General features: G+C 40.7%; 22 protein-coding genes. All 22 read left to right on the top strand.

All coding sequences use genetic code 11. The annotated features are described in order from the left end of the window. The first annotated feature begins 96 nt into the window (after positions 1–96). The 22 genes from AB986_RS05755 to thrB all read left to right on the top strand — a co-directional run bounded on the left by AB986_RS05755 (position 97) and on the right by thrB (position 26,557). A complete protein-coding gene (locus AB986_RS05755) occupies positions 97–309 on the top strand; it encodes a biotin/lipoyl-binding carrier protein (RefSeq protein ID WP_048309904.1) in 213 nt (70 codons plus the stop codon). A gap of 54 nt (positions 310–363) precedes the next feature. Next, complete coding sequence (locus tag AB986_RS05750) at positions 364–1,896, top strand: acyl-CoA carboxylase subunit beta (protein WP_048309903.1); 1,533 nt, start codon at positions 364–366, stop codon at positions 1,894–1,896. A 118-nt stretch (positions 1,897–2,014) separates the two neighbouring features. Beyond that, on the top strand, positions 2,015–2,893 hold the full coding sequence (locus AB986_RS05745; RefSeq protein WP_048309902.1) for a 2-dehydropantoate 2-reductase: 879 nt from the start codon (positions 2,015–2,017) through the stop codon (positions 2,891–2,893). Positions 2,894–2,911: 18 nt separating this feature from the next. Then, positions 2,912–3,295, top strand: coding sequence for a DUF3397 domain-containing protein (locus tag AB986_RS05740; RefSeq protein WP_048309901.1), 384 nt, complete (start codon positions 2,912–2,914; stop codon positions 3,293–3,295). Positions 3,296–3,397: 102 nt separating this feature from the next. Beyond that, the gene (gene bshC, locus AB986_RS05735) at positions 3,398–5,020 is read left to right on the top strand and encodes a bacillithiol biosynthesis cysteine-adding enzyme BshC (RefSeq protein ID WP_048309900.1); all 1,623 of its coding nucleotides are present in this window, start codon (positions 3,398–3,400) and stop codon (positions 5,018–5,020) included. A 382-nt stretch (positions 5,021–5,402) separates the two neighbouring features. Then, positions 5,403–5,834 (top strand): division/cell wall cluster transcriptional repressor MraZ, encoded by a 432-nt coding sequence (gene mraZ, locus AB986_RS05730; protein ID WP_048309899.1) that lies wholly within the window; start codon positions 5,403–5,405, stop codon positions 5,832–5,834. A gap of 34 nt (positions 5,835–5,868) precedes the next feature. Next, complete coding sequence (gene rsmH, locus AB986_RS05725) at positions 5,869–6,798, top strand: 16S rRNA (cytosine(1402)-N(4))-methyltransferase RsmH (RefSeq protein WP_048309898.1); 930 nt, start codon at positions 5,869–5,871, stop codon at positions 6,796–6,798. 35 nt (positions 6,799–6,833) lie between these two features. Further along, entirely contained in the window at positions 6,834–7,202 is a 369-nt protein-coding gene (gene ftsL, locus AB986_RS05720; protein ID WP_048309897.1) for a cell division protein FtsL, read from the top strand. 20 nt (positions 7,203–7,222) lie between these two features. Next, on the top strand, positions 7,223–9,421 hold the full coding sequence (locus AB986_RS05715) for a PASTA domain-containing penicillin-binding protein (RefSeq protein ID WP_048309896.1): 2,199 nt from the start codon (positions 7,223–7,225) through the stop codon (positions 9,419–9,421). 62 nt (positions 9,422–9,483) lie between these two features. After that, the gene (locus tag AB986_RS05710) at positions 9,484–11,403 is read left to right on the top strand and encodes a stage V sporulation protein D (protein ID WP_048309895.1); all 1,920 of its coding nucleotides are present in this window, start codon (positions 9,484–9,486) and stop codon (positions 11,401–11,403) included. Positions 11,404–11,500: 97 nt separating this feature from the next. Continuing rightward, positions 11,501–12,964: a UDP-N-acetylmuramoyl-L-alanyl-D-glutamate--2,6-diaminopimelate ligase gene (locus AB986_RS05705; RefSeq protein ID WP_048309894.1), complete on the top strand. Its 1,464-nt coding sequence runs from the start codon at positions 11,501–11,503 to the stop codon at positions 12,962–12,964. Next, entirely contained in the window at positions 12,961–14,313 is a 1,353-nt protein-coding gene (locus AB986_RS05700) for a UDP-N-acetylmuramoyl-tripeptide--D-alanyl-D-alanine ligase (RefSeq protein WP_053216046.1), read from the top strand. Before AB986_RS05705 ends, AB986_RS05700 begins: the two co-directional genes overlap by 4 nt. A gap of 18 nt (positions 14,314–14,331) precedes the next feature. Further along, entirely contained in the window at positions 14,332–15,306 is a 975-nt protein-coding gene (mraY, locus tag AB986_RS05695) for a phospho-N-acetylmuramoyl-pentapeptide-transferase (protein ID WP_048309893.1), read from the top strand. After that, on the top strand, positions 15,306–16,646 hold the full coding sequence (gene murD / locus AB986_RS05690; protein WP_048309892.1) for a UDP-N-acetylmuramoyl-L-alanine--D-glutamate ligase: 1,341 nt from the start codon (positions 15,306–15,308) through the stop codon (positions 16,644–16,646). The genes mraY and murD overlap by 1 nt, the downstream gene beginning before the upstream one ends. 68 nt (positions 16,647–16,714) lie before the next feature. Then, positions 16,715–17,815, top strand: a complete 1,101-nt coding sequence (gene spoVE, locus AB986_RS05685; protein ID WP_048309891.1) for a stage V sporulation protein E — start codon at positions 16,715–16,717, stop codon at positions 17,813–17,815. Positions 17,816–17,841: 26 nt separating this feature from the next. After that, positions 17,842–18,753, top strand: a complete 912-nt coding sequence (gene murB, locus AB986_RS05680; protein WP_048309890.1) for a UDP-N-acetylmuramate dehydrogenase — start codon at positions 17,842–17,844, stop codon at positions 18,751–18,753. Between the two features lie 498 nt (positions 18,754–19,251). After that, entirely contained in the window at positions 19,252–20,028 is a 777-nt protein-coding gene (locus tag AB986_RS05675; RefSeq protein WP_048309889.1) for a cell division protein FtsQ/DivIB, read from the top strand. Between the two features lie 462 nt (positions 20,029–20,490). After that, positions 20,491–21,768 carry a cell division protein FtsA gene (gene ftsA, locus AB986_RS05670; RefSeq protein WP_048309888.1) on the top strand — a complete coding sequence of 426 codons (1,278 nt, stop codon included), beginning with the start codon at positions 20,491–20,493 and terminating at the stop codon, positions 21,766–21,768. A gap of 30 nt (positions 21,769–21,798) precedes the next feature. Next, positions 21,799–22,941: a cell division protein FtsZ gene (ftsZ, locus tag AB986_RS05665; protein WP_048309887.1), complete on the top strand. Its 1,143-nt coding sequence runs from the start codon at positions 21,799–21,801 to the stop codon at positions 22,939–22,941. A 348-nt stretch (positions 22,942–23,289) separates the two neighbouring features. Further along, entirely contained in the window at positions 23,290–24,582 is a 1,293-nt protein-coding gene (locus AB986_RS05660) for a homoserine dehydrogenase (RefSeq protein WP_048309886.1), read from the top strand. Continuing rightward, positions 24,582–25,640, top strand: a complete 1,059-nt coding sequence (gene thrC / locus AB986_RS05655) for a threonine synthase (protein ID WP_048309885.1) — start codon at positions 24,582–24,584, stop codon at positions 25,638–25,640. The genes AB986_RS05660 and thrC overlap by 1 nt, the downstream gene beginning before the upstream one ends. Next, complete coding sequence (gene thrB, locus AB986_RS05650; protein WP_048309884.1) at positions 25,637–26,557, top strand: homoserine kinase; 921 nt, start codon at positions 25,637–25,639, stop codon at positions 26,555–26,557. The genes thrC and thrB overlap by 4 nt, the downstream gene beginning before the upstream one ends. Positions 26,558–26,574 lie beyond the last annotated feature (17 nt).

The following is a 26,574-nucleotide window of genomic DNA, read 5'->3' as shown; positions in this document are numbered from 1 at the left end:
CAGAAAGCGAGCATCCTGGAGCGGAAATGAATCCACTCTTATAGCAACAATGTCTGCGAAAAGAGCTAAAAATAAACAGAGAAAAGGATGATCAACATGCAAGAAGTAAAAGCATCTATGGCAGGAACGGTTTTAAATGTAATGGTAGCAGAAGGGGATTCAATCACATCAGGACAGGAACTCGTAATGCTTGAATCAATGAAGATGGAGATTCCTATTGAAGGAGTAGAAGAAGGAACGGTAGCGGAAGTGAATGTTGCGATTGGGGACTTTGTTAACGAAGGTGATGTTCTCGTAAAAATTAAGTAAGAATCTATGCTGAACGAGCGCTCGATCTAAATGGAAATAGAAGGAGGATGCTTAATGAACCATCTGGAAGAAATGTTACAAACGAAAGCGAACGAGATTGAATCTGGTGGTGCAGAGAAATACCATCAAAAGTTGAAAGAATCAAATAAACTCTTTGTGCGTGATCGGCTGAACCTCTTATTTGATAACGGGCAATATACAGAAGATGGTAAATTTGCGAATAACCACGCAAGTGACCTCCCTGCTGATGGTGTTGTAACGGCAATCGGTAAGGTGAACGGCGAAAAAGTTTGTGTGATGGCAAATGACTCGACAGTAAAAGCTGGCTCGTGGGGTGCTAGAACAGTAGAAAAAATTATTCGCATTCAAGAAACAGCTATGAATCTTAAAGTTCCTCTTCTTTATCTTGTTGACTCTGCCGGTGCGCGTATTACCGATCAGCTTGAAATGTTTCCAAATCGACGTGGCGCAGGTAAACTCTTTCATAATCAGGTGAAAATGTCTGGAATGGTTCCTCAAGTTTGCCTTCTGTTTGGACCATCCGCAGCAGGCGGAGCTTACATACCAGCATTCTGTGACATTGTGATCATGGTCGACAAAAATGCTTCCATGTATCTTGGGTCACCACGAATGGCTGAAAAAGTAATCGGTGAGAAAGTGACGCTTGAAGAAATGGGTGGCGCTAGAATGCACTGCAGTACAAGTGGATGTGGTGATGTTCTTGCTGAAAATGAAGAGCATGCCATCAAGCTTGGAAGAACCTATCTTAGTTATTTTCCAGGCAATTTCCATAAAAGAACGCCTCATTTAGAAGGGAAACTACCTTCTCTTGAGAAATCAATTACTGATATTGTTCCTGAGAATCAAAATGCCCCATTCAATATGTATGATTTAATTGATGCGCTCGTTGATGGCGAGAGTTTCTTCGAAATGAAGAAGCTTTTTGCCCCAGAATTAATTACAGGTTTCGCAAGGATCGATGGGCGTGTTGTTGGTCTTATTGCTAATCAGCCAAAGGTAAAAGGTGGCGTTCTGTTCGTTGATTCAGCTGATAAAGGTGCGAAATTTATTCAGCTTTGTGATGCTTACCATATTCCGCTTGTGTTTCTAGCTGATGTACCTGGATTTATGATTGGAACAAAAGTGGAGACGGCTGGAATTATTAGACACGGCGCGAAATTAATTGCTGCTATGAGCTCTGCGACAGTTCCGAAAATCTCAGTCGTCGTTAGAAAAGCATACGGCGCAGGTTTATACGCTATGGCTGGACCAGCTTTTGAACCAGACTGCTGCATCGCTCTCCCTACCGCGCAAATTGCGGTAATGGGACCAGAGGCTGCAGTGAATGCAGTCTACGCTAATAAGATCAATGCGATTAAAGATCCGAAAGAGCGGATGGAATATGTGAAAGCGAAGCATCAAGAATACAAAGAACATATTGATATTTACAAACTTGCTTCAGAACTGATTGTCGATGACATTGTGCCTGGTAGTGAACTGCGGGAAGTGTTAGTTGATCGCTTATCCTATTACGAGGAAAAAGAAGTAGCTGCACCTGATAAAAAGCACCCTGTCTATCCTGTATAAAACTCAAGTAAATCCCTTAACTTAACTGTTAAGGGATTTTTTTATAATAAAAATGAAATACATATGCTAAACTTTAAGAAATGCATGCGTCATTAGACCTATAAAGGCGGGAATACTGTTGAAGATAACAATTATTGGAGCAGGCTCAATCGGATTGCTGTTAGCTGCAAAGTTTTCCATAGCAAATCATACTGTGACAATGGTTTGCCACCACATCCAACAAGCCAATAAAATCAACACAGAAGGTATTGAATATAGAGGGACAATGGTACGAAGGGTTCCAGTCCAGGCAACATCTGAGCTTCAAAATCACAAAGTTGATTTACTTATTATAGCTGTGAAATCACAACAGGTCTCATCTGTTGTTCAACATATCCGAATGATATATGGAGAAGATATTCCAGATATGCTATTCATTCAGAATGGAATGGCGCATATTGAGAATCTTAAATCCTTATCCCACAATATATTAGTTGGGATTATTAATCATGGAGCAAAAAAACTTGATGATGTGACTGTTCTTCATACTGGAGAAGGCACGATCGAAGTAAGTACTTATCAAGGAGTACCGTATCCATTACATTCTCTTTCGAAAGAGGACTTTCCCATCTACTATGTGAGAGATTGGAATTCTATGTTAGCTCGTAAGCTTGTCGTAAACTGTGCCATTAATCCATTAACAGGAATCTTTGATGTAGATAATGGTGAATTGCTCACGAATGCAAGGTTTTATACGATTTTAAGAGAATTAGTTAAAGAATCCTCTCGAGTGCTTAACCTCGACTATGAGGAGGCTCTTAGCAATGTTCAAGCCGTCTGCATTAAAACCGCAAGGAATACATCTTCTATGCTAGCTGATTTAAAGAGAGGGCGCTTAACTGAAATTGATGCCATTACAGGAGTAATCCTTAAGCAAGCGGAATTAAAAGGGCTAGATGCTCCTTATTCGAGATTTGTATATGACAGTATTAAAGGGCTCGAGAAGAAGATAGATTAAAGAAGGGAGTGTACTTAAATGGAAAACGTTCTAGCGTGGATTGTGGCTACAGCTATAACCTTACCACTTCTCGCCTGGTACCTCGTGTACATTGTGACTGTCAAAATGACGCGGAAGAAAAAGTTTTCTTTTCGTCTTGCTGTGGATATCTCGACGATTTTTTTCATCCTAAGTGTTCATTTCATCATCGTAGAATTATTTGGTCACTCCTTTTTATGGGTGATTTTACTTCTTATGATAGGTGCTGCGGTAGGATTTACGGTTCTTCACTGGAAAACAAAAGAGGACATTCAAATTCATAAGGTTATTAAAGGAGCGTGGCGTTTTAACTTTTTATTGTTTTCCACTTCCTATATCGTTCTTTTGCTTATTGGGTTAGTTCACCGTATCATTACGGTCTAACTCATAAGCTTTTTTTTTGGTAGGTGTCAGGAAGTTTGATATACTAACTAAGGATTAAAAAGGCGGAGTTCCGCATTTGTGTCAAGAAAGGAAGAAATTTTAATGAAACTCACAGAAACATTCCTTCCAGGATCAAATGTAATTGCAACAGATTACATCGCTGAGAAGAAAAACATCTCGGCTTTTTTTGACTATACATATCAGGATTTAACATCATATGAAGACAGATATAAGGAGCTAATGGAACGTGATCACGATCGTATTTCCTTAACAGCTCACCTGAGAACATTCAATGCGAAGTATAATGCTAATGCCCGTGCAATGAAAAACATTGAGCGTTTAACTCAGAGTAACGCTGTCACTGTCGTAGCAGGACAGCAGGCGGGTGTTTTAACTGGCCCCTTTTATACCATTAATAAAGCTTTATCAGTGATTAAACTTGCTGAAGAAAAAGAGAAAGCGCTTGGTGTACCAGTTGTACCTATCTTCTGGGTTGCTGGAGAGGATCATGATTATCATGAAGTGAATCATATCTTTACGTATGATAAGAACCGTGAGAAGAAAGAGGCTGTACCTCAAAAGCAATTTACGAAGCAAGCGTTATCTGACATAGCACTCGATCAAAATAAGCTCAACGACTGGACTAGAGAGGTGCTTCAACGTTTTGGAGAAACTTCTTTTACAAAAGATCTAGAGAAATGGCTTGGAGACGTTACAAATAAGTCGAATACATTTGTGGATCATTTCTGTTTCATGATGGCAGAGCTTTTCTCTAAGCACGGGCTTGTGCTTGTTGATTCTGGAAATGCTGAGTTTCGTGAACTTCAAGTTGATGCCTTTAAGAAGATGATTGATAACAATGAGGAGATCAATGAAGCAGTCATTAAGCAGGGGAATCACCTTGAAGAACAGGGTTATCCAATTGGAGTCGAACTTGACGAGCATCAGGCGAATTTATTCGCCCAAGTAAAAGGAGAGCGGATTCTGTTAGAAAGAAGTGGGTCTGGATTCGAAGGGAAAACGGCTACGGCGACTTTCACAAGAGATGACCTGCTCAATCTTGCTCATGATCATCCAGATGAATTAAGTAATAACGTTATCACTCGCCCCATAATGCAAGACGCGATGTTTCCTGTGCTCGCGTTTGTAGCAGGGCCAGGAGAGCTAGCTTACTGGGCGCTACTAAAGCCAGCCTTCCGAATATTTGATTATAAAATGCCTATTATCGTTCCTCGTTTAACGTTTACCTTTGTTGAACGTCACGTTCAGAAACATTTATCGGACTTGTCGCTATCACTGGAGGAAGTATTGCAGTCAGGCATTAGTTCTTTCAAAGACAACTATGTTAGTGACCTTGATGATGTGGGGATCGGTAGTACGTTTAAAGACGCGAAAGCAAAAGTAGAAGACATTCATAGGGACTTACAAGACCTGACGAAGCTTGTTGACAGCGGACTTGAGAGGTATGCAGAGAAAAATGGTCGTTTTCTCCAAAGACAGCTCGACCTTCTTCAAAACAAATTGTATAGTTCAATTGAATACAAGCATGAGAATGATCTTGCTAAATTTGATGAGATTGGACTTGCTTTAAAGCCGAATGGCGCACCGCAGGAACGGAAATGGAACGCCGTCTACTTCTTGAACTGGCACGGACTCGATTTTGTTGATCGCTTAATGGAGCTTGATTTCACCTTCAACGAAAAACATAAAGTCGTTATTTTGTAAAAGGCTCTTTTCGTAGACATTTCGCTATTGCGGTTAATTTCCGCTCCAGGATGCTCGCTTTCCGCGGCGCGGGACGCTTGAGCCTCCTCGTCGCTTACGCTCCTGTGGGGTCTCACCAGTCCCGCTAGTCCCGCAGGAGTCGAGCATCCTTCCGCTCCAATTTGCGAAGTGTGGCCTTTTATATAAAAATTCTTACAAAAGCTACAAACTTTTAGGAACGAGCTTTAGAAAAGACCCTATAAAAAACAAATTGAATAGATTTGAATAAAAATCCTGCCTAACAGCAGGATTTTTGTGTTGGAGTACGAATTAATTTTTTAGTGGTGAAAAGTGGGGAGTTGTGGTAACTTAGAGGTAGAAAGTGGGAGAGGTGGAGAAAGCCATGTTTATGGGGGAATATCAGCATACTGTTGATGAAAAAGGCAGAATGATTATTCCCGCTAAGTTTCGTGAAGAACTTGGTGAAACCTTCGTCTTAACCCGCGGGCTAGATAAATGTATTTTTGGCTACCCGATGAATGAATGGGAAGTCCTTGAAGAGAAGATGAAGACACTTCCTTTTACAAAGAAAGATGCTCGTGCTTTTACCCGATTCTTTTTCTCTGGTGCTACTGAATGCCAATTGGATAAACAGGGCAGGGTAAACATTGCAGGTACTTTACGTCAATATGCCGGACTTGAGAAAGAATGTGTTGTCATCGGTGTATCCAACAGACTTGAAATATGGAATAAGTCAGTTTGGGAAGAGTATTTCAATGCCTCAGAGGAATCGTTCTCTGAGATCGCGGAAAGCATGATGGATTTCGATTTGTAGAAGATCAATATGGAATGAAGGTTAAGGTGTAGCGATGTTTGAACACATTACAGTACTTAAAGAAGAAGCAGTTGAAGCATTAAATATTAAAGAAGATGGTATTTATGTCGATTGTACGCTTGGTGGCGGTGGCCATTCAAAAGCGATACTGGACAAGCTCACTACAGGGCACCTGTATGCATTTGACCAGGACCAGTGGGCCATTGATAATGCCAAAACAACACTAGCAGGGTTTGAAAGTAAGCTGACTGTCATCGAACGGAATTTCAGCTTTATTAAAGAAGCGCTTTCTGACCTTGGTATTGACGGTGTTGACGGCATTTTGTTTGATCTCGGTGTTTCCTCTCCGCAGCTTGATAAAGGCGAACGAGGGTTTAGTTATCAGCATGATGCACAACTTGATATGAGGATGGATCAATCTTCCAGTTTATCAGCTTATGAAGTAGTGAATGAGTGGGAGTACGAACGCCTCGTCTCGATTTTTTTCAAATTTGGTGAAGAAAAGTTTTCAAAACAAATTGCTCGCAAAATTGAAAAAGCAAGAGACCTAAAACCGATCGAAACCACATTCGAGCTTGTTGATATTATTAAGGATGCAATCCCAGCTCCTGCGAGAAGGAAAGGGGGACACCCGGCTAAACGGATTTTTCAAGCCATTCGAATTGCTGTAAATGATGAACTTAAAGTATTCGAGCAAGCTCTCATTGATGGCATGTCTATCTTGAATCCCGGTGGTCGAATTAGTGTCATTACGTTCCATTCTCTTGAAGATCGAATTTGTAAGACAACAATGAAGGAAGCAGCTTCAGGTCCAGAACTTCCTCCAGGGATGCCGATTATTCCTGATGCATATCAGCCTGAAATGAAGTTAGTTACGAGAAAGCCGATTCTACCGTCTGAAGAAGAGCAAGAATTAAATCGACGCGCAAGATCAGCCAAACTTCGCGTTGCAGAGAAAGCGTAAAGAGAAAAATAAGAGAAGGTGTAAGGGGGAAAACAATGAGTAACCTGGCGTATAAGTATCAACAGCAGCAAACACAGAAAAAGCAAGTTGAAGTAAAGCAGAAAGCCGTATATATTGAACGTGGACGTATAACTAAAGGAGAGAAATTGCTCTGGATGATGCTTGTACTAGCGTTTGTGGCAGCGTCTATTTTTATGGTTTCGAATTATGCATCTATCTACAATTTGAATACGAGCATTCAACAAGTAGAATCTGAACAGCGTGCTCAAATGAAACAGAACGAAGAATTACAGGTGAAAGTATCAGGACTAAGTGCACCAGATCGAATTATGGATATTGCCCAGAATGAACTAGGCATGAAGCTGAATGATCAGAACGTAGAAGTAGTCAACAAGGGATCATAATTTCGGAGGTTTGCACTGAAATGAAAGAAACAAATAAGAACTCACATATTAATGTTGGAGCAGCGATTTTAATGTCACTATTTGTCCTGCTCTTTTTTGCTTTTATCGGACGTTTTTTCTATATCGAATGGACGCATGCAGTATCAGGAGTAAATGGAGAGAAAGTAGATTTATTGGAACTCGGTCAAGAGAAATGGACGAGAAGTAAAATACTCGAAGCTGATCGAGGCACGATTTTCGACCGAACTGGAGAAAATGAACTAGCAACAGACATCCCTTCATTTACATTAAGGGCAATCTTAGATGAGAATTATGATGAACATGTAAAAGACATTGACGAAACAGCATCAAAACTTGCGCCAATCATTGAAATGAAAGAGTCGGATATTAAAGAGATTCTTTCTAGAGAAGAAGTGTTTCAAGTCGAATTCGGCTCTTCTGGAAAGAATTTAAGTCTCACTAAGAAAGAGCAAATCGAAGAACTGGACTTACCAGGGGTTGGGTTTATTCCTACAAAGACGAGACTTTATCCAAATGAAGAGTTCGCGTCACACGTTCTTGGATTTACAAATGAGAATGATAAGGGTGTACAAGAAGGATTACTTGGACTCGAGAATCAATTGAACAAGTATCTTGTTCCTCAGCCTGGTAAAGAAACATACCAAAGTGACAGGCAAGGCTTTAGACTTCCTTATGGGAATGAGAATATAACACCTTCTAAAAGTGGAAATGATGTTTATTTAACGATTGATGAGAAAATTCAGCTGTTTATGGAAAGAGCGATGGACGAAGCTCAGGAAGCGTATAATCCAGAACGAATGACAGCGATTGTCGCTGATCCGGATACAGGGAAAATCCTCGCAATGGGCAATCGTCCGACATTTGATCCGAATCTAAGAGATATCTCGAATTATACAAACATGGCTATTTCATCATTTGAGCCAGGCTCAACGATGAAAATATTCACACTCGCTGCAGCAATTGAAGAGGGCGTATATAACGGTGATGAGTTTTATCAATCAGGTAGATATAAAGTACCTGGTGGAAGTGTACCCGACCACAACAATGGAGAAGGTTGGGGAGTCATTAGTTTTGATGAAGGAATGCGAAAATCGTCAAACGTAGCAGCATCCATTCTTGTGAAAGAAAAGCTCGGATTCGATCGCTATAAAGACTATTTGTCAGAGTTCGGATTTGAAAAGAAAACTGGAATTGATTTACCTGGTGAAGGAACTTCACAAATCACTTACAGGGGAGAACTTGAGCGGATATCAACTGGATTTGGTCAGGGCTCAACTATCACTCCTATTCAGCAGGTTCAGGCAGCAACTTCTATTGCAAACGGCGGAAAGATGATGAAGCCTTACGTTATTGAGAAAATCGTCGATCCTGATTCCAATAAAGTAAAGCTTAATCATGAACCGGAAGTAGTAGGGGAGCCAATATCAGAAGAAACGGCTACGCAGACACGAGAAATTCTCCGTTCCGTTGTAACTGAAGGGACAGGAACGGCTTATGATATAGAGGGTTATACGATTGCAGGTAAAACCGGTACAGCTCAGATTTCACAAGGAGCAAAAGGCTATATGAGCGGATACGGAAACAATGTCTTCTCATTTATTGGCATGGCTCCAGCTGAAGATCCAGAGTTAGTTGTGTACGTAGCTGTTGATCGTCCTCAATTAGAATATCCTGAGCTTGGAAGTGACCCAGTATCCCTGATTTTTAATACAATTATGAAGAACAGTCTTCAATATTTAAATATAGATCCAATGGAAAAGAAAGAAACGAATAATAATAAACAGGTTGATGAGAACGGAGCCGTTTTAAAAAACGTAACTGGAATGGACAGTGAGCAAGCCCAAAAAGAGCTTGGGGAAGATTTAGACGTTCTTGTACTTGGTGAGGGTGAAGTAGTTAATCAATCTCCACATGCGGGTTCAAAAATCCTTGATGGTGAACGAATCATATTGCAGACTAGCGACAAAGTAAAGATGCCAGATCTCACAGGATGGTCTCTTGCGGATGTTATGAAGTTAGTCGAATTGATGGATTTAAAACCTAACATCATGGGTTCTGGTTATGTAGCAAAGCAGGGAATCAAACCTGGTAGCGTTGTGAAAAAAGGGGATTATTTAGTAGCAGAATTGAAATCTCCATCATCTGAAGAGGCCCCAGTTGAAGAACCGGATGAAGCAACAGAAGCAATAACGGACTAGCAGGTATATCGCAAGCTTAGTGGACATATAGTGAAACGAGCATAATCAGGGAGGATGAGTTTATGCGCGTTTCCAATGTCACTGTCCGAAGGAGACTCGTTCTTGTACTTGTAGTTGGATTATTTGTTTTTGGTGTTGTGGCTGTTAGACTCGGGTACGTGCAGCTTGTTATGGGAAATTGGTTGAGTGAGAAAGCTAAAGATTCGTGGAGTAGAAACATACCTTTCGAACCAAATCGCGGTGAGATCCTAGACCGAAATGACGTTCCTCTTGCAACGAATATTAGTGCGCCATCCGTTTTAATTGTTCCAAGGCAGGTACAAAACCCAGCCGCAACTGCTGAAGCACTTGCGGCTTCCTTGAACACCAGCAAAGAAAAAGTGTACAAAACCATTACGAAATCGGAATCGATGGTTTGGATTCGACCAGAGGGAAAGAAAATGACGAACGAAAAGGCTAATGAAATCCGTAAGTTGAATTTATCGGGTGTTTATATTGCTGAGGACAATAAACGTCATTATCCTTATGGGGCTTATTTATCTCACGTATTAGGCTTTAGTGGAATTGACAATCAGGGACTTACTGGAATCGAATCATATTATGATGACGAGTTGAGTGGAGAGAAAGGCCAGGTGGAATATTATGCTGATGCAAAAGGGAAACGAATGCCTGCCCTCGCGGATGATTATACCGAGCCTATTGATGGACTTGATCTCCGCTTAACAGTAGACTCTAGAATTGAAACAATCATCGAGAGAGAGCTTGATATTGCTGAAGCTACTTATCATCCGGATGGAGCAGTGGCTGTAGCGATGGACCCAAAGACAGGTGAAATATTAGGCATGTCTTCTCGACCTAATTTTAATCCTGAAGAGTTTCAAGATGTATCTCCAGATGTGTGGAATCAGAATAAACCGGTTTGGAGTACATATGAACCGGGCTCTACTTTCAAGATCATCACTCTAGCTGCTGCTCTAGAAGAGAATGAAGTGGATCTAGAAGAAGATCACTTCCATGATCCTGGTAGCATTGAAGTCGCTGGCACAAAATTAAGATGCTGGAAATCAGGCGGACACGGTAGCCAAAGTTTCCTAGAAGGCGTTCAAAATTCATGCAACCCTGGGTTTGTTATGCTTGGTGAGCGTCTTGGGAAAGAAAAACTATTCTCTTATATTCATAAGTTTGGATTTGGAGAAAAAACAGGGATCGACCTTCAAGGTGAAGCGAGCGGGATCTTGTTTGATGTTGATAACGTTGGTCCATTGGAACTTGCTACTACTGCATTTGGGCAGGGGGTTTCAGTAACACCTATTCAGCAAGTTACAGCGGTGTCTGCTGCAGTTAACGGCGGAACGTTGTATGAACCTTATATTGCTAAAGAGTGGTTGGATCCAGAAACGGGAGCCGTAGTAAGTAAGAATACGCCTAAAGCGAAACGACAAGTTATATCCAAAGAAACATCTGAAGAGGTTAGACATGCGCTTGAAACAGTAGTGGCTTTAGGTACAGGTAAAAATGCGTATGTGGACGGCTACCGTGTAGGTGGGAAAACTGGAACAGCTCAAAAAGCTAAAGATGGAGCGTATCTAAAAAATAACCATATCGTATCATTTATTGGTTTTGCGCCGGCTGATGATCCTCAAATTGTAGTATATGTCGCCATTGATAACCCGAAAGATACGCTGCAGTTTGGTGGTATTGTAGCTGCTCCAATTGTAGGTAATATTATCCATGATAGTTTAACGGTTATGGGTGTTGAGAAAAGGGAAGACCAGATTGAGAAAGAAAAAACATGGCTTGATGAAGAAATGATTGAAATGCCTGATTTAGTTGGTATGACAACAAAAGAAATTAGTCAAGCGATGTACAATTTGAAGATCGATTCAAGCGGTGAAGGAAATACAGTTGTGGCACAAGCACCTGATCCTGGAGTGAAATTACCTTCAGGTTCAGAAATTCGGCTTTATATGGGTGACAAATAGACATCCTGTGAGTACAATAAGTATTGAACAAGCCAAGGCATATGCTCTTGGCTTGTTTTCTGAAAATAAGTCAGGCAACTAGAAAGGTTTGAAAGAAATGAAACTAAACGATCTTCTTCGTGCATTATTTACATATACGCAAGATGGTAAAGGAAACCCAGATATACTTTCAATTGAAAGTGACAGCAGAGCCGTTAAGGATGGTAGTCTTTTTGTTTGTATCCCAGGCTATACAGTTGATGGACATGATTTTGCTGAACAAGCTGTGCAAAAAGGTGCTGTTGCACTCGTTTCTGAGAGAGAGCTGAATGTGACAGTACCAGTTATTGTCGTTCATGATGCTCATCGCGCACTCGCTGAACTTGCGAACCTTTATTATCAAAATCCGACGAAGTCGTTCTCACTCATCGGCGTAACAGGTACGAATGGTAAGACAACTGTGTCGCATTTGATTGAACGGATTCACAGAAATGAATCTCAAAAGACAGGCTTAATTGGTACGATTAATATGAAAATTGGCGATGAGGAATTTGAGACAAAGAATACAACCCCAGAACCATTGCTGCTTCAGAAGCAGTTTGCGAGAATGCGTGATCAGCACGTCGAAACAGCGGTAATGGAAGTGTCCTCTCATGCATTAACTCTTGGACGTGTTAGAGGGTGCGACTACGATATTGCAGTGTTTACGAATCTAACGCAGGATCATCTTGATTATCATGGGACAATGGAAGAGTATCGCCTAGCGAAAGGTCTTCTTTTTTCACAATTAGGTAATACATATGATACAGGAAGAAAAAAGGTAGCGATTTTGAATGCTGACGATGAAGCTTCTAGTACTTATGAGAAGATGACTTCTGCCTATATATTGAGATATGGAATTGACAAAGAAGCTGACATTCAAGCCGGTGATATCTCTTTTTCTGCTAATGGGACAAGATTCCGCTTGACTACTCCTGATGATGAGCGTGAAGTGAAGTTAAAACTAACTGGTAAATTCAGTGTCTATAATGCACTTGCTGCCATTTCTGCATGTCTTGCAAATGGATTGTCACTTGATCGCATCCTAGAAAATCTTGAAGCCATTGATGGGGTTCCTGGTCGCTTCGAACTTGTTGATGAAGGACAAGATTATCCTGTCATTGTTGACTATGCTCATACGCCAGATAGCTTAGAGAATGTACTTGTGACCGTTAAAGAAATGGCTGTTGGTAAAGTTTTTGCTGTTGTAGGTTGCGGTGGAGATCGTGATCGCACGAAAAGACCTCTTATGGCAAAAATTGCTTCTAAACTAGCTGACACGGCTGTTCTTACTTCAGATAATCCAAGAAGTGAGGACCCAGATCGAATACTAGATGATATGGTAGAAGGCATTGAAGGGGAGTATGTGCGTATTACCGATCGGTCTGAAGCAATCCATTATGCAATCAGACATGCAAATAAAGGTGATGTTGTCTTAATTGCTGGTAAAGGTCATGAAACTTACCAAATTATTGGAGACCAAGTGCTTGATTTTGATGATCGGACGACAGCACGACAAGCTATAAAGGAGCGTAAATCATGAACTTTAAAGCAACATTAGTTAACGAAATTAGTCAGGGACCAGTTGATCATGAACTGGTCTTTGAAGGTGTTGCAACAGATACTAGAAAGGATTGTACAAATAAATTATTTGTACCAATCGTAGGCGAAGTATTTGATGGACATCGCTTTATTGACAGTGCCATTGAAAACGGGGCAACAGGAACGCTTTGGGAGAAAAGCAAACCATTTCCTAAGGATCTTGAAGGAAGAATTCAAGTCTATAAGGTAGAGGATACGACAGTTGGTTTGCAGAAACTTGCTAAACAGGTCCTTAAAGAGCAGAAACCATATGTGATCGGAGTTACTGGGAGTAATGGGAAGACAACAGTGAAGGATATGCTAGAAGCTGTTTTAAGCCCAAAGTATCAAACCTATAAAACGCAAGGGAACTTAAATAACCATTGGGGCCTTCCAATGACTGTTCTTGCTATGCCTGAAGGGACAGATGTTCTTATTCTAGAAATGGGGATGAGTTCTGCTGGAGAGATTTCATTACTAACGTCTATTGCTAATCCTGACGTGGCTGTCATTACAAATATCGGTGAATCTCATTTACTTCAGCTCGGGAGTAGAGAAAATATAGCGAAAGCCAAAATGGAAATTGCTGAAGGACTTAAAACTGACGGGTTGCTTGTGATTGATGGTGATGAGCCATTACTAGAACCTGTTTATAAGAACACGTTAGCCTGTGGGTATAGCGCAACGAATGAGCTCCAAATTGATAAAGTTGAAAAAAGAGAGAACGGTTATACATTCACCTTGAAAAATGAAGATTCTCCGTTCGAAATCAATTTATTAGGCAAACATAATATTAAAAACGCTATCTACAGTATTGCAGCTGCCAGAAAACTTAATGTATCTGAAAGCGAGATTCATAAAGCATTGTCTAACTTAACTCTTACTGGGATGAGATTAGAACAAGATCGTTTACCTTCTGGAGCTTTGATTATTAATGATGCATATAATGCAAGTCCAACTTCCATGAAAGCGGCTATTGAAACGTTAGTCGAGCTAGAAGGATTTGACCAAAAAATAGCAGTATTAGGTGACATGTATGAACTTGGTAATGAGGAAGAAGCTCTTCACCGAGATATCGCTTCAGCTGTAAAAGCGCCAATTACTGAAGTTATTACCGTCGGTGAAAAAGCAAAGTGGATTTATGATGGATTAGTAGAAGATAAAGCACAACAAGTGCCAGCTGTTTCCTTTATAAGCAAAGATGAAGCTACATCCTATTTAAAAGGCAAGCTTGACGACAGGACGGCTGTTTTATTGAAAGCGTCAAGAGGACTTGGCCTTGAAACCATAATAAAGGCACTAGGGAATTAATCTTAAGGAGGCAGTACATTGATTGAACGTTTATTGATTTTTAGTTTATTAACATCATTTATTATAGCGGTGCTAGTATCACCGGTATTTATCCCGTTTTTAAGAAGACTTAAATTCGGCCAAAGCATAAGAGAAGAAGGGCCTAAATCCCATCAGAAAAAATCCGGTACACCAACGATGGGCGGACTTATTATTTTGCTTTCGATCATCCTAGGAACAGTTATTATTGCTCTTAAGTATGACGAAATATCGATGCAAATTTGGTTACTATTATTTGTAACGGTGGGTTACGGACTTATTGGATTTTTGGATGACTTTATTAAAGTTGTAAAGAAACGAAATCTTGGGTTAACATCCAAGCAGAAATTACTTGGTCAGGTACTGATTGCAATTCTTGTCTATTTTGGATTAAGAACAGTTGGCTTCGATACAGCGATTCGTGTTCCTGGAACAGAATGGAGCTTTGACATTGGTATCGGGTATATTATCTTGCTCTTTGTCATGCTCGTTGGGGCATCGAATGCTGTTAACTTAACTGACGGATTAGACGGCTTAGTTGCAGGTACAGCGGCCATTGCATTTGGTGCTTTTGCTATCCTCGCTGCAACTGCTTATATGTATGATGTTGCGATTTTCTCAGTAAGTGTTGTAGGTGCAGTTCTTGGCTTTCTTGTCTTTAATGCACATCCAGCTAAAGTGTTTATGGGTGATACAGGTTCGCTTGCTCTAGGTGGCGCACTTGCTGCTGTAGCCATTATGACGAAATTAGAACTTCTTCTCGTCATTATTGGGGGCGTGTTCGTCATTGAAACGCTGTCAGTTATTATTCAGGTTGCTTCGTTCAAATCAACAGGTAAACGTGTATTTAAGATGAGCCCTCTTCATCACCACTATGAATTATCTGGATGGACTGAATGGCGCGTTGTCGCTACATTTTGGACAGTAGGGTTATTGTGTGCAACATTTGGAATTTATCTTGAGGTGTGGATGTAATGAAAAAGGTAAACTATGTAAACAAATCTGTATTAATCATGGGAATCGCAAAAAGTGGCTTTGCAGCAGCAAAGTTACTAAAGTCTATGGGAGCGAATGTAACTGTCAATGATCGAGAAGAAGTAGCAAACAATCCTAAAGCAATTGAGCTGCAAGAAGCTGGCTTTACGGTTGTAGGTGGAGGACACCCGCTTGAACTATTGAATGGAATCGATTTAATCGTAAAAAATCCTGGAATTCCATATCACAATGAGTTGCTAGTTGAAGCTGAGAAACGTAACATTCCAATCGTTACAGAAGTTGAAATCGCAGGTGAGATTTCTGAAGCACCTTTTATTGCAATTACAGGATCAAACGGCAAGACAACAACCACGACTCTAATTGGAGAATTGTTAAGTGGAACGTCATTAAATCCTATTGTAGCTGGTAATATTGGCACTGTTGTGTGCGAAGTAGCTGCAGATGCAACACCTAACCAGACGCTCGTTACAGAACTATCAAGTTTTCAGTTACAGGGAACAATTCATTTTCATCCTCATATTTCTGTTCTTCTAAATATCTATGAAGCACATCTTGATTATCACGGATCTAAAGATGCATATGCGCAAGCGAAGGCACGGATATTCGCTAATCAGACAGCATACGATTATGCAGTTTACAATGCGGATGATGACCTGGTCTCATCGTTTGCCGAAGCATCTGAAGCTACACTGATTCCATTTTCTACTACGAAAAATCTCGAACATGGCGTTGGTATTCTTGATGGTTGGGTTGTATTTAAAGAAGAGAACATCATTAAGGTTGCAGATCTTTCGATGAAACAGAATATCGAAAATACGCTTGCGGCAGTTGCAGTTGCTAAATTGTCAGGTGTGTCTAATGAGAAAATCCACAGTGAACTTACGAATTTTCATGGTGTGAAGCATCGTCTTCAATTCGTCGGTGAAGTAAGCGGTCGTAAGTTCTTTAATGATTCAAAAGCAACCAATTCAATTGCAACGAAAAAAGCGTTAGATTCATTTGATGAGCCTGTTATTTTGCTTGCGGGTGGACTTGATCGTGGAAATGGATTTGATGATCTTATTCCATATTTCCAATCAAAGGTTAAACATTTAATTACGTTTGGACAAACTGCTCATAAATTAAAAGATACAGCATCAATGGCAGGACTGAATTCTGTTACAGTTGTCGATAATGTAGAAAAAGCTGTTGCAACAGCTTACGATCTTTCCGAAACCGGAGATGTAGTCCTCCTTTCTCCAGCGTGTGCTAGCTGGGATCAGTTTAAGACGTTTGAAGAGCGTGGAGACATCTTTATTGAGGCAATGCATAGACTCTAATGAGAGGTTGTCTTGCTTATCCGGTTCTAACGGTTAGGTAAAATCGACGATAACGGAGTGTGGGTCTATTGCCGAAAACAAAATCAACGCCAGACCTCGTTTTTTTAACTGCTACGCTTGTTCTGTTAGCAATTGGATTAATTATGGTATACAGTGCCAGCGCTGTTTGGGCATCCTATAAATTTGACGATGCCTTTTTCTTCGCAAAAAGACAGCTTCTTTTTGCTGGTATTGGTATTGTAGCTATGTTCTTCGTTATGAACGTGGAGTATTGGACATGGAGAACATGGTCTAAAGTAGGGGTGCTTATCTGTTTTATTCTTCTAGTTCTTGTTCTTATACCTGGTATAGGACTTGTTCGAGGAGGAGCTAGAAGCTGGCTTGGTGTTGGTGCGTTTTCGATTCAACCTTCTGAATTTACAAAACTTGCAATGATTGCGTTCCTTGCTAAATATCTTTCTGAAAATCAAAAGCGAATTACTTCTTTCAAGAAAGGGTTAGTCCCATCTCTTGGTATTGTCTTCATCGCGTTTGCGATGATTATGCTCCAACCAGATCTTGGAACAGGCGCAGTGATGGTCGGAACATGTGTGATGATGATTTTCATATCTGGTGCAAGGATATCTCACTTTGTATGGCTTGGAATGATCGGTCTAGCTGGTTTTGCTGGATTGATTTTATCAGCTCCCTATCGTATTGCGAGAATCACATCGTATTTAGATCCTTGGAGCGATCCGCTTGGAAGTGGATTTCAAATTATTCAATCTCTCTATGCTATTGGACCTGGGGGTCTGATGGGACTTGGCTTAGGGCAGAGTCGACAGAAATTCTACTATTTACCTGAACCACAAACTGATTTTATTTTTGCAATTTTATCAGAAGAACTAGGGTTTATTGGCGGGACATTCGTAATTCTTTTATTCTCTCTTCTTCTATGGAGAGGGATTAGGATTGCCCTTAGAGCTCCTGACTTATTTGGAAGTCTCCTAGCAGTAGGAATCATTGGAATGCTGGCTATCCAAGTTATGATTAATATTGGGGTTGTAACAGGACTAATGCCTGTTACAGGCATTACGCTTCCTTTCCTTAGTTATGGCGGTTCATCATTAACACTAATGCTTGTCGCAATGGGTGTGCTTCTAAATATCAGTCGATATGCTAAGTTTTAACGATGTTCGGATGTTAGGAGGTCATAATGAGTAAATTAACACGGTTAGCAGAAACGTTACGAAAAGAAGATGTTGGCAGAATTCGTGTAAACGAACCGATGTCCAAACATACGACCATTCGAATCGGTGGACCAGCTGATTTACTAATTGAACCAAAGAACACTAAATCGCTGAGGAAAATAATGAAGGCGATTTACGAACATGATGTAAAATGGCGTGCGATTGGACGCGGATCTAACTTGCTAGTAAGTGATAAAGGGATAGATGGAGTCGTCATTAAGCTTGGAAAAGGCATGGACGACCTAGAACTCAATGGAACTGAACTTCGAGTTGCGGGAGGTCATTCTCTCATTAAGCTAGTTGCATTCATCAGTAAAGAGGGATTGTCTGGTTTTGAATTTGCAGGTGGCATTCCGGGTTCAGTTGGCGGTGCTGTCTACATGAATGCTGGAGCTCATGGTTCGGAAATTTCAGACATCTTAACTAAAGCGTTAGTGTTGTTTAAGGATGGACGTTTGGAATGGCTTACTAATGAAGAAATGGAATTCTCCTATCGGACTTCTATACTTCAGCAAAGGTCTGGAATCGTTGTAGTAGCCATCTTTGACTTGAAGAAGGGAAACAAAGATTCCATCATTGCAGAAATGAACAAGAATAAAGACTATCGATCAGATACCCAGCCATGGAAAGAGCCCTGCTGTGGAAGCGTGTTTCGAAACCCTCTACCGAATCATGCGGGCAAGTTAGTCGAACAATCGGGATTGAAAGGGCACCAAATCGGAGGTGCACAAATTTCGAACATGCATGGCAATTTTATCGTTAATGTTGGTGGAGCAAAAGCAGACGATGTTTTGGCCCTAATTAACTTGGTGAAAAAGACTGTGAAAAATCGGTATGATATTGATCTTCAAACAGAAGTAGAAATTGTATATGAGTAGAGTGAAGAGCCCTTTTGTAAGCAAAAGCGCTCTTTTTTTGCTTTTTTCTAAAGGCTCTTTCTAAAAGATTGTTACTTTTATAAGAATTTTTATATGAAAAACCACACTTAGCAAATTGGAGCGGAAGGTGGTCACCGCCCGCCCCGCGGAAAGCGAGCAACCCAAAGCGGAAATTAACCCACTCTAATAGCAACAATGTCTACGAAAAGCGCTCTTTTTTTTGACCTAAACCCAATACAAATGTGACAATTATTTTGTGATAATAAATGGGAACGAATCACCGCTTCTAAAAGATCGTACCAAAGGTTTCCATTATGAAATTGGAAGCAAATAATTATATGGTATGAATTTCTATCGTGTGGATAATAAGTCCCGTAAATGTGCTATAATATGTGAAATGACTATTATGAGGTTTATCATGCCGTTCGGTTGCCATGATGGGCGTTTTTTGCTCGTAAAAGAGTCAATAGTTTACTAACCGGAGACGGAGGCAAGACAATGGAAGATCGCAAAGTTGTCACAATTGAAGATCGGATTCCTACATTAAAAGCACAGCGTAAGCAGCGTGCGAATAGAAGGCTGATTGTCTATCTATCAATCTTTTTCTTTCTCATTTTGCTGATCATTTATTTCCAATCTTCCTTAAGTCATATTCGGAATGTTGACGTGTCAGGGAATAATTATGTTCCACAAGAAGAAATACAGAAGTTAAGCGGAGTGGACGAAAGCATTAGCTTCTGGAATATAAACACAAAGAAGATTGCTGAAAGCGTCGAGAAATCCAAAGAAATTTCAGATGCGAAAGTTTCAAGGAAATTTCCTGCTACTGTGCTTATCGAAGTTACAGAGAATGAACGGGTAGCTTACCTGAAAAAGGGAAGCAAGTACTTCCCAATTTTACAAACTGGTTCCATCCTTGAAGCATTACCAAAAGGAGATACGCCTGTAAGCGCGCCTATCCTTATGCAATGGAACGAAAGCACAGAGCTCTCAGATATGGCTGGTGAGCTTAGGAAAGTCAAGATGAGTGTTATTAATCGGATTTCTGAAATTCACTATACTCCAGATGACACAAAAGCGTTTAACCTGACGTTATATATGACCGATGGGTATGAAGTGAGAACAAGTATTACCACTTTTTCCGAGAAAGTTAACAGTTATCCGCTCATTGTGAACAAATTAAAAGATAAGCCAAAAGGAATTCTGTACTTGAACGAAGGTAGCTGGCTTGAACCATATGAAGAAGTAAAGGTAGAAGAAAAGCCAGAATCATAAGAAATGTTAAATTGTCTTTTGATGAATGGACAAGGAATAAACTTTTTTAACGAACGGTTATAAGCAGGTCATTTTATAGTGTAAAGTGCAGAAAACCATTAATATAAGACAGAATTTGAAAAAAACTAACCAATTATTGATACAGTGACTTTTATACTGCAATCACATGGTGTAGACTGTTATTTACGTGCTTCTTTTTATTTTGTTGAACTAGAATGAGAGATTGAAATGATATAAGATTAGAAGTAAAAGAAAATCCTGTACAAAAGAAGGGAAATAAACGCATTTGTGGAATAGAGTCCTTATATCACATTCTTCCCGGGAGATAAATAATTCAACCTTGAGGAAGTTTAATTCTGTTGGTTGTTGTGTATATAAAGGTGTTGGGCATTTTTTCAACCCTAATATAGAGAAAATAAAAATACCTGTATATGGTAGTATTTTGAAGGAGGTGCCAGGAGAATGAACAGCAATGAGATATATGTGAGTCTAGACATCGGTACATCCAATGTGAAAGTAATCATTGGCCAGATGACAAACGATTCATTGAATATACTAGGAGTCGGCAGTGCGCCTTCAGATGGAATTCGCAAAGGATCGATCGTGGATATAGATGAAACTGTTCGTTCAATTAAACAGGCAGTAGAAAACGCAGAGAGAATGGTAGGGTTATCCGTTCGTTCTGTCATCGTAGGAATTAATGGTAATCATGTTCAGCTTCAGCCTTGTCATGGGGTAGTCGCTGTATCGAGTGATGATCGTGAAATTCACGATGAGGATATTGCTAGAGTAATTGACGCAGCACAAGTTGTTTCTATTCCTCCTGAGCGAGAAATTATTGATGTAATTCCAGGACAGTTCGTTGTCGATGGCTTAGATGACATAACAGATCCACGTGGCATGATTGGCGTTCGCCTTGAAATGGAAGGAACAATCATTACTGGTTCCAAGACGGTATTACATAATCTGTTAAGATGCGTTGAAAAAGCGGGGCTTGAGATTGCTGATATTTGTCTTCAACCGCTTGCGTGTGGAGCAATGGCCCTTTCCAAGGATGAACGTAATCTTGGTGTGGCTCTTGTTAACATGGGAGCTGGTTCTACAACTATTTCAATCTTTGAAGAAGGCTCATTGAAAGCTACATCCGTTCTACAAATTGGTGGCGACCATGTAACAAAAGATATATCAATTGGTCTAAGAACAACGACTGAAGAAGCCGAGCGAATTAAGATTAAGCACGGCAACGCCTTCGTTGATCTTGCTTCAGAAGAGGAAGCTTTTACAGTATCGACTATAGGGAGTTCTGCTGAGCAGGAATTTAATCAGTACGAATTAGCTCATATTATAGAACCTCGGCTTGAAGAGATGTTAGAATTGATAGAAGACGAAATTAAGCGAATGGGAATTCGTGAACTGCCAGGCGGTTTTGTTCTAACCGGAGGTATGGTTGGAATGGATGGTGTACTAGAGCTTGCACGTGATATTCTGCAGCACAATGTACGCGTTGCTGTCCCTGACTATATCGGCGTACGCGAACCGCAATACACAACAGGCATTGGTCTTATCCAATTCACGTATAAAAATGTGAAAATTCAGGGTAAAGAAGTAGCAGCATCGCTTAACCCTGAAGATGAAGTGAAGCCCAAGCGTAGAACAAAAGCCGAACCTCAACCAGGTGAGAAATCTTCACCAGGCATGAAAGAGAAAGTGAAGAATTTCTTTAATCTATTTGTTGAATAAAGGGCTATTACAAGATTAGGAGGACCTAAGATGTTAGAGTTTGACATGAATATGGAGCAATTAGCGCAAATAAAAGTAATCGGTGTTGGCGGTGGCGGAAGCAACGCCGTTAATCGAATGATTGAAAATGGTGTACAAGGTGTAGAATTCATCGCTGTTAATACGGATGCACAAGCATTAAACCTTGCAAAAGCTGAAGTGAAAATGCAAATTGGTGGTAAATTAACAAGAGGTCTTGGAGCTGGAGCTAATCCAGAGATTGGTAAGAAAGCAGCTGAAGAAAGCAAAGAACAGATCCAAGAAGCACTAAGCGGTGCAGATATGGTCTTTGTAACAGCAGGTATGGGAGGCGGAACTGGAACTGGAGCAGCTCCTGTTATTGCTGAAATTGCCAAAGAACTTGGAGCGCTTACAGTTGGCGTAGTTACACGTCCATTTACGTTTGAAGGTAAAAAGCGTTCAACGCAAGCAGTTACGGGTATTGCAATGCTTAAAGAAAAAGTAGATACCTTGATTGTTATTCCTAACGATCGCTTGCTTGAAATCGTCGACAAAAACACACCTATGCTTGAAGCGTTCCGCGAAGCGGATAACGTTCTTCGCCAAGGTGTCCAGGGTATCTCAGATTTGATTGCAGTACCAGGTCTTATCAACCTTGACTTCGCCGATGTTAAAACCATTATGACTGAACGTGGTTCTGCATTAATGGGTATCGGTATTGCAACAGGAGAGAATCGTGCTTCTGAGGCAGCTAAAAAAGCGATCTCAAGTCCTTTACTCGAAACTTCAATTGATGGTGCAAAAGGTGTTCTTATGAACATTACTGGAGGATCTAACCTCAGTCTTTATGAAGTGAATGAAGCAGCAGATATCGTTTCATCTGCATCAGATGAGAATGTGAACATGATCTTCGGTTCTGTTATCAATGAAGATTTGAAAGATGAAATTCTTGTTACTGTCATTGCTACAGGATTTGATGAAAGTGAAAATAAAAAGAAAACAGCGCCTCGTCCTTCTTCTCAATCGAAGCAAAGTGCTCCGATTCAGCAATCTAAGCAAGAAGAAGAAGAAGTACAGCCAGAACCATCTAAATTCGGTTCTCGTGTAGATGAGTCGAATGAAACGTTGGATATTCCAACATTCCTACGTAATCGTAAACGCAATAGAAGATAAACCAGTAAACCAGCTCTTTATTAGAGCTGGTTTTTTATTTGTATTTGCAAAAGTCTCGTTTCAAAAGGCTCTTTTCTAAGTGATTGTTGCTTTTGAAACAACTATTGAAAAAAACCACACTAAGGGATTGGAGCGGAAGGAGGCTCACCGCCCGCCCCGCGGAAAGCGAGCATCCTGGAGCGGAGATTAACCACTATAGCAACAATATTTACGAAAAGAACCACGAAAAAAGAAAATAAATTTCTTTTTTTCTGAAAACGGTGTTGTGTTCCTCGCCTATCACACGTATAATGTCCATTATATAAAAACAAGTGTCCTCACCAGAAGGACAAAAGGAGTGGAGAATATATGAAGGATTGCGTATCAGTTGGATTGTTAGGACTAGGAACAGTTGGAAGCGGTGTGGTACATATGATTGATTCCCACCAGAAGGAATTGCAGCAACGTGTCGGTTGTCAGGTTAAAGTAGCAAAAGTTCTAGTAAGAGACATGGATAAGGAACGTAACGTTGATCTAGATGACAGTGTACTAACGCAAAATCCTGATGATGTGATTAACAACCCTGACGTTGATGTTGTCATTGAGGTTATTGGAGGAATTGATCAGGCTAAGGAATTCATTCTTGCTTCACTCAATAATCAGAAACATGTAGTAACAGCTAATAAAGATTTAATGGCGATTCACGGAAGAGAATTGTTAACAGCGGCTGTTGAGAATGAGAGCGACCTATTCTATGAAGCTAGTGTAGCCGGTGGTATCCCGATTCTTAGAAGTTTAGTAGAAGGCTTATCGTCTGATCGTATTACGAAGCTTATGGGAATCGTAAACGGAACAACAAATTATATTCTTACTAAAATGACAAAAAATAACGTACCTTATGAAAGTGTATTGAAGGAAGCGCAGGATCTTGGCTTTGCAGAAGCAGATCCAACAGCTGATGTAGAAGGTCTAGATGCAGCTAGAAAAATGGTTATTCTCGGCACGCTTGGTTTTTCCATGAAAGTTGGCCTAGATGATGTAAAAGTAGAAGGCATTACACGCGTTGATGAAGATGATATTGCCTATAGTAAAAAACTAGGGTACACAATTAAACTACTGGGAATTGCGAGCTCTACAAATGGATCAATTGAGTTATCGGTTCAACCGACATTACTACCATCACGACATCCACTAGCAGCCGTTAACGATGAATACAACGCGGTTTATGTTTACGGAGAGGCTGTCGGTGAGACGATGTTTTATGGTCCTGGTGCAGGACAGCTCCCAACAGCAACTGCCGTCGTATCTGACCTTGTAGCTGTTATTAAGAATATGAGACTTGGCGTAAATGGGAAGAGCGTCATCCTACCTCAACATGAACGTAAGTTGAAAGAAGATGAAGAGATCAAGAGCAAACATTTTATTAGATTGATTGTTAAAGATGAACCAGGTGCTTTTTCAAAGATTTCACATCTTTTCCAAGATCGTGGGTTGAGTCTAGAGAAGCTTATTCAGGAGCCTGTTGTGAACAATGGAACAGCTGAATTAGTGATCATCACACATGAAACTAATCAGAAAGCTTTTGAAGATGTTCATAATCGATTGAGAGATCTTGATGTTGTTGTAGAAGTGAAAAGTCGCTACCGAGTGGAGGGAATGTAATGAATAGCTGGAATGGGCTCCTGAAGCAATACAAGGACTACTTACCAATAAGTGAAAACACACCAGGGCTAAGTTTAAACGAGGGAAATACCCCTCTGTTGAAATTAGATCAACTCTCTCAAGAGCTCGGTATTTCTTTGTACGTGAAGATTGAAGGAGCAAACCCAACTGGTTCGTTCAAAGATAGAGGGATGGTGATGGCTGTAGCAAAGGCGAAAGAGGATGGGAGTGATGCCATCATCTGTGCCTCAACAGGAAACACAGCCGCAGCTGCAGCTGCCTACGGGGCAAGAGCAGGTCTTAGGTGTATCATCGTCATTCCAAAAGGAAAAGTAGCGCTAGGAAAGCTTGCTCAGGCTATGATATACGGTGCAGAAATCTTTGAAATTGACGGAAACTTTGATGAAGCGCTTAGGATGGTTCGGAATATTGCAGAAACTGAACCAATTGCACTTGTGAATTCTGTGAACCCCTATCGCCTTGAAGGGCAGAAGACAGCAGCATTTGAAGTGTGTGATCAGCTTGGAAAAGCACCAGATGTGCTGGCAATTCCTGTCGGCAATGCAGGGAATATTTCAGCTTATTGGAAAGGATTTAAGGAGTATGTAAACGATGGAAAACGACCGCAAATGCGTGGATTTGAAGCAGAAGGTTCTGCAGCCATTGTACAAAATAGAATTATCCCTAACCCTGAAACGGTTGCTACTGCTATTCGCATTGGTAATCCTGCAAGTTGGCATCTAGCTGAAGAAGCGGTTCTTGAGTCACAAGGGAAAATGGATTTTGTAACAGATGAGGAAATTCTTGATGCCTATCAGGAACTCGCAAAAAAAGAGGGTGTTTTTGCTGAACCCGCTTCATGTGCATCAGTTGCTGGCGTAATGAAACAGGTGGCATCAGGTGAAATTGAAAAGGGAAGCAGCGTTGTTGCTGTCTTAACTGGCAATGGACTAAAAGATCCATCAACAGCGATGGATAACGTATTGGTGAAACCTCGCGTTGTAGAAGCAGACAAAGAAAAGTTTATGGAAGAGTTAAAGGGATGTGTTAGCCATTGAGTCAGGAAGAACGAATTCATTTAAAAATCCCGGGCAGCACATCAAATCTAGGACCGGGATTTGATTCAATAGGTCTTGCTATCGATCGATACCTTCATGTTCAGCTTGAACCGTCATCGGATTGGTCGTTCCATTACATTGAATTTGACGAAACGTTTCCTGCTGGTAAAGAAAATATGATCTACCAGGCGATTGAGTATATTGAAGAGAAGTACGGCAATGGTCGTTATGCGAAGCCACATACTGTTACGATGGAAAGTGAGCTTCCTCTTGAGAGAGGATTAGGAAGCAGTGCTGCAGCGATTGTAGCGGCGGTTGAGATTGCGGACTACGCGATGGAGTTAGGGTTAAGTCTTGATGAGAAGGTTCATATTGCAACAGAGTTCGAGGGACACGCGGACAATGTTGCAGCTTCTCTTTATGGCGGGCTTGTTATTGCTTCAGGAATAAGAGAATTAGGGACGATTTCAAATACCGTTGAGAACTTAGAAATGATTGCCCTTATTCCTAGCCATAAATTAAAAACAACGGATTCTCGTTCTGTACTTCCGAATGTCTTACCACATCAAGAAGCTGTTGAAGCGAGTAGCATTGCAAATGTCTTCGTGGCAGCGGCTTTACAGAACAATTGGGATCTTGCTGGTAAATTAATGAAATACGATCGTTTTCATGAACCGTATCGAAAGAACCTTGTCCCTGATTTAGCTTATGTAAGGAATTACGCAACACAACATGGAGCGTTTGGGGTAGCCTTGAGTGGTGCTGGACCGACTTTAATTGTGTTTACAAGAGTAGGAACATCGCAGCAACTTCGTCTGAAAATGGAAGAGGCATTTCCTATGTATCGATGTGAAGTTCTATTACCCGCTCTAAGCGGAGTTGAACGATCCAATCGTGCTTTTCAAATCAATAGTTAAGAAGCCGTCCAAACGTG

This window comes from Guptibacillus hwajinpoensis (assembly GCF_001039475.1).
Lineage (GTDB): Bacteria > Bacillota > Bacilli > Bacillales > Guptibacillaceae > Guptibacillus > Guptibacillus hwajinpoensis.
Note: the sequence above shows the minus strand (reverse complement) of the source record. Positions and strands in the feature narration are given on the sequence as shown.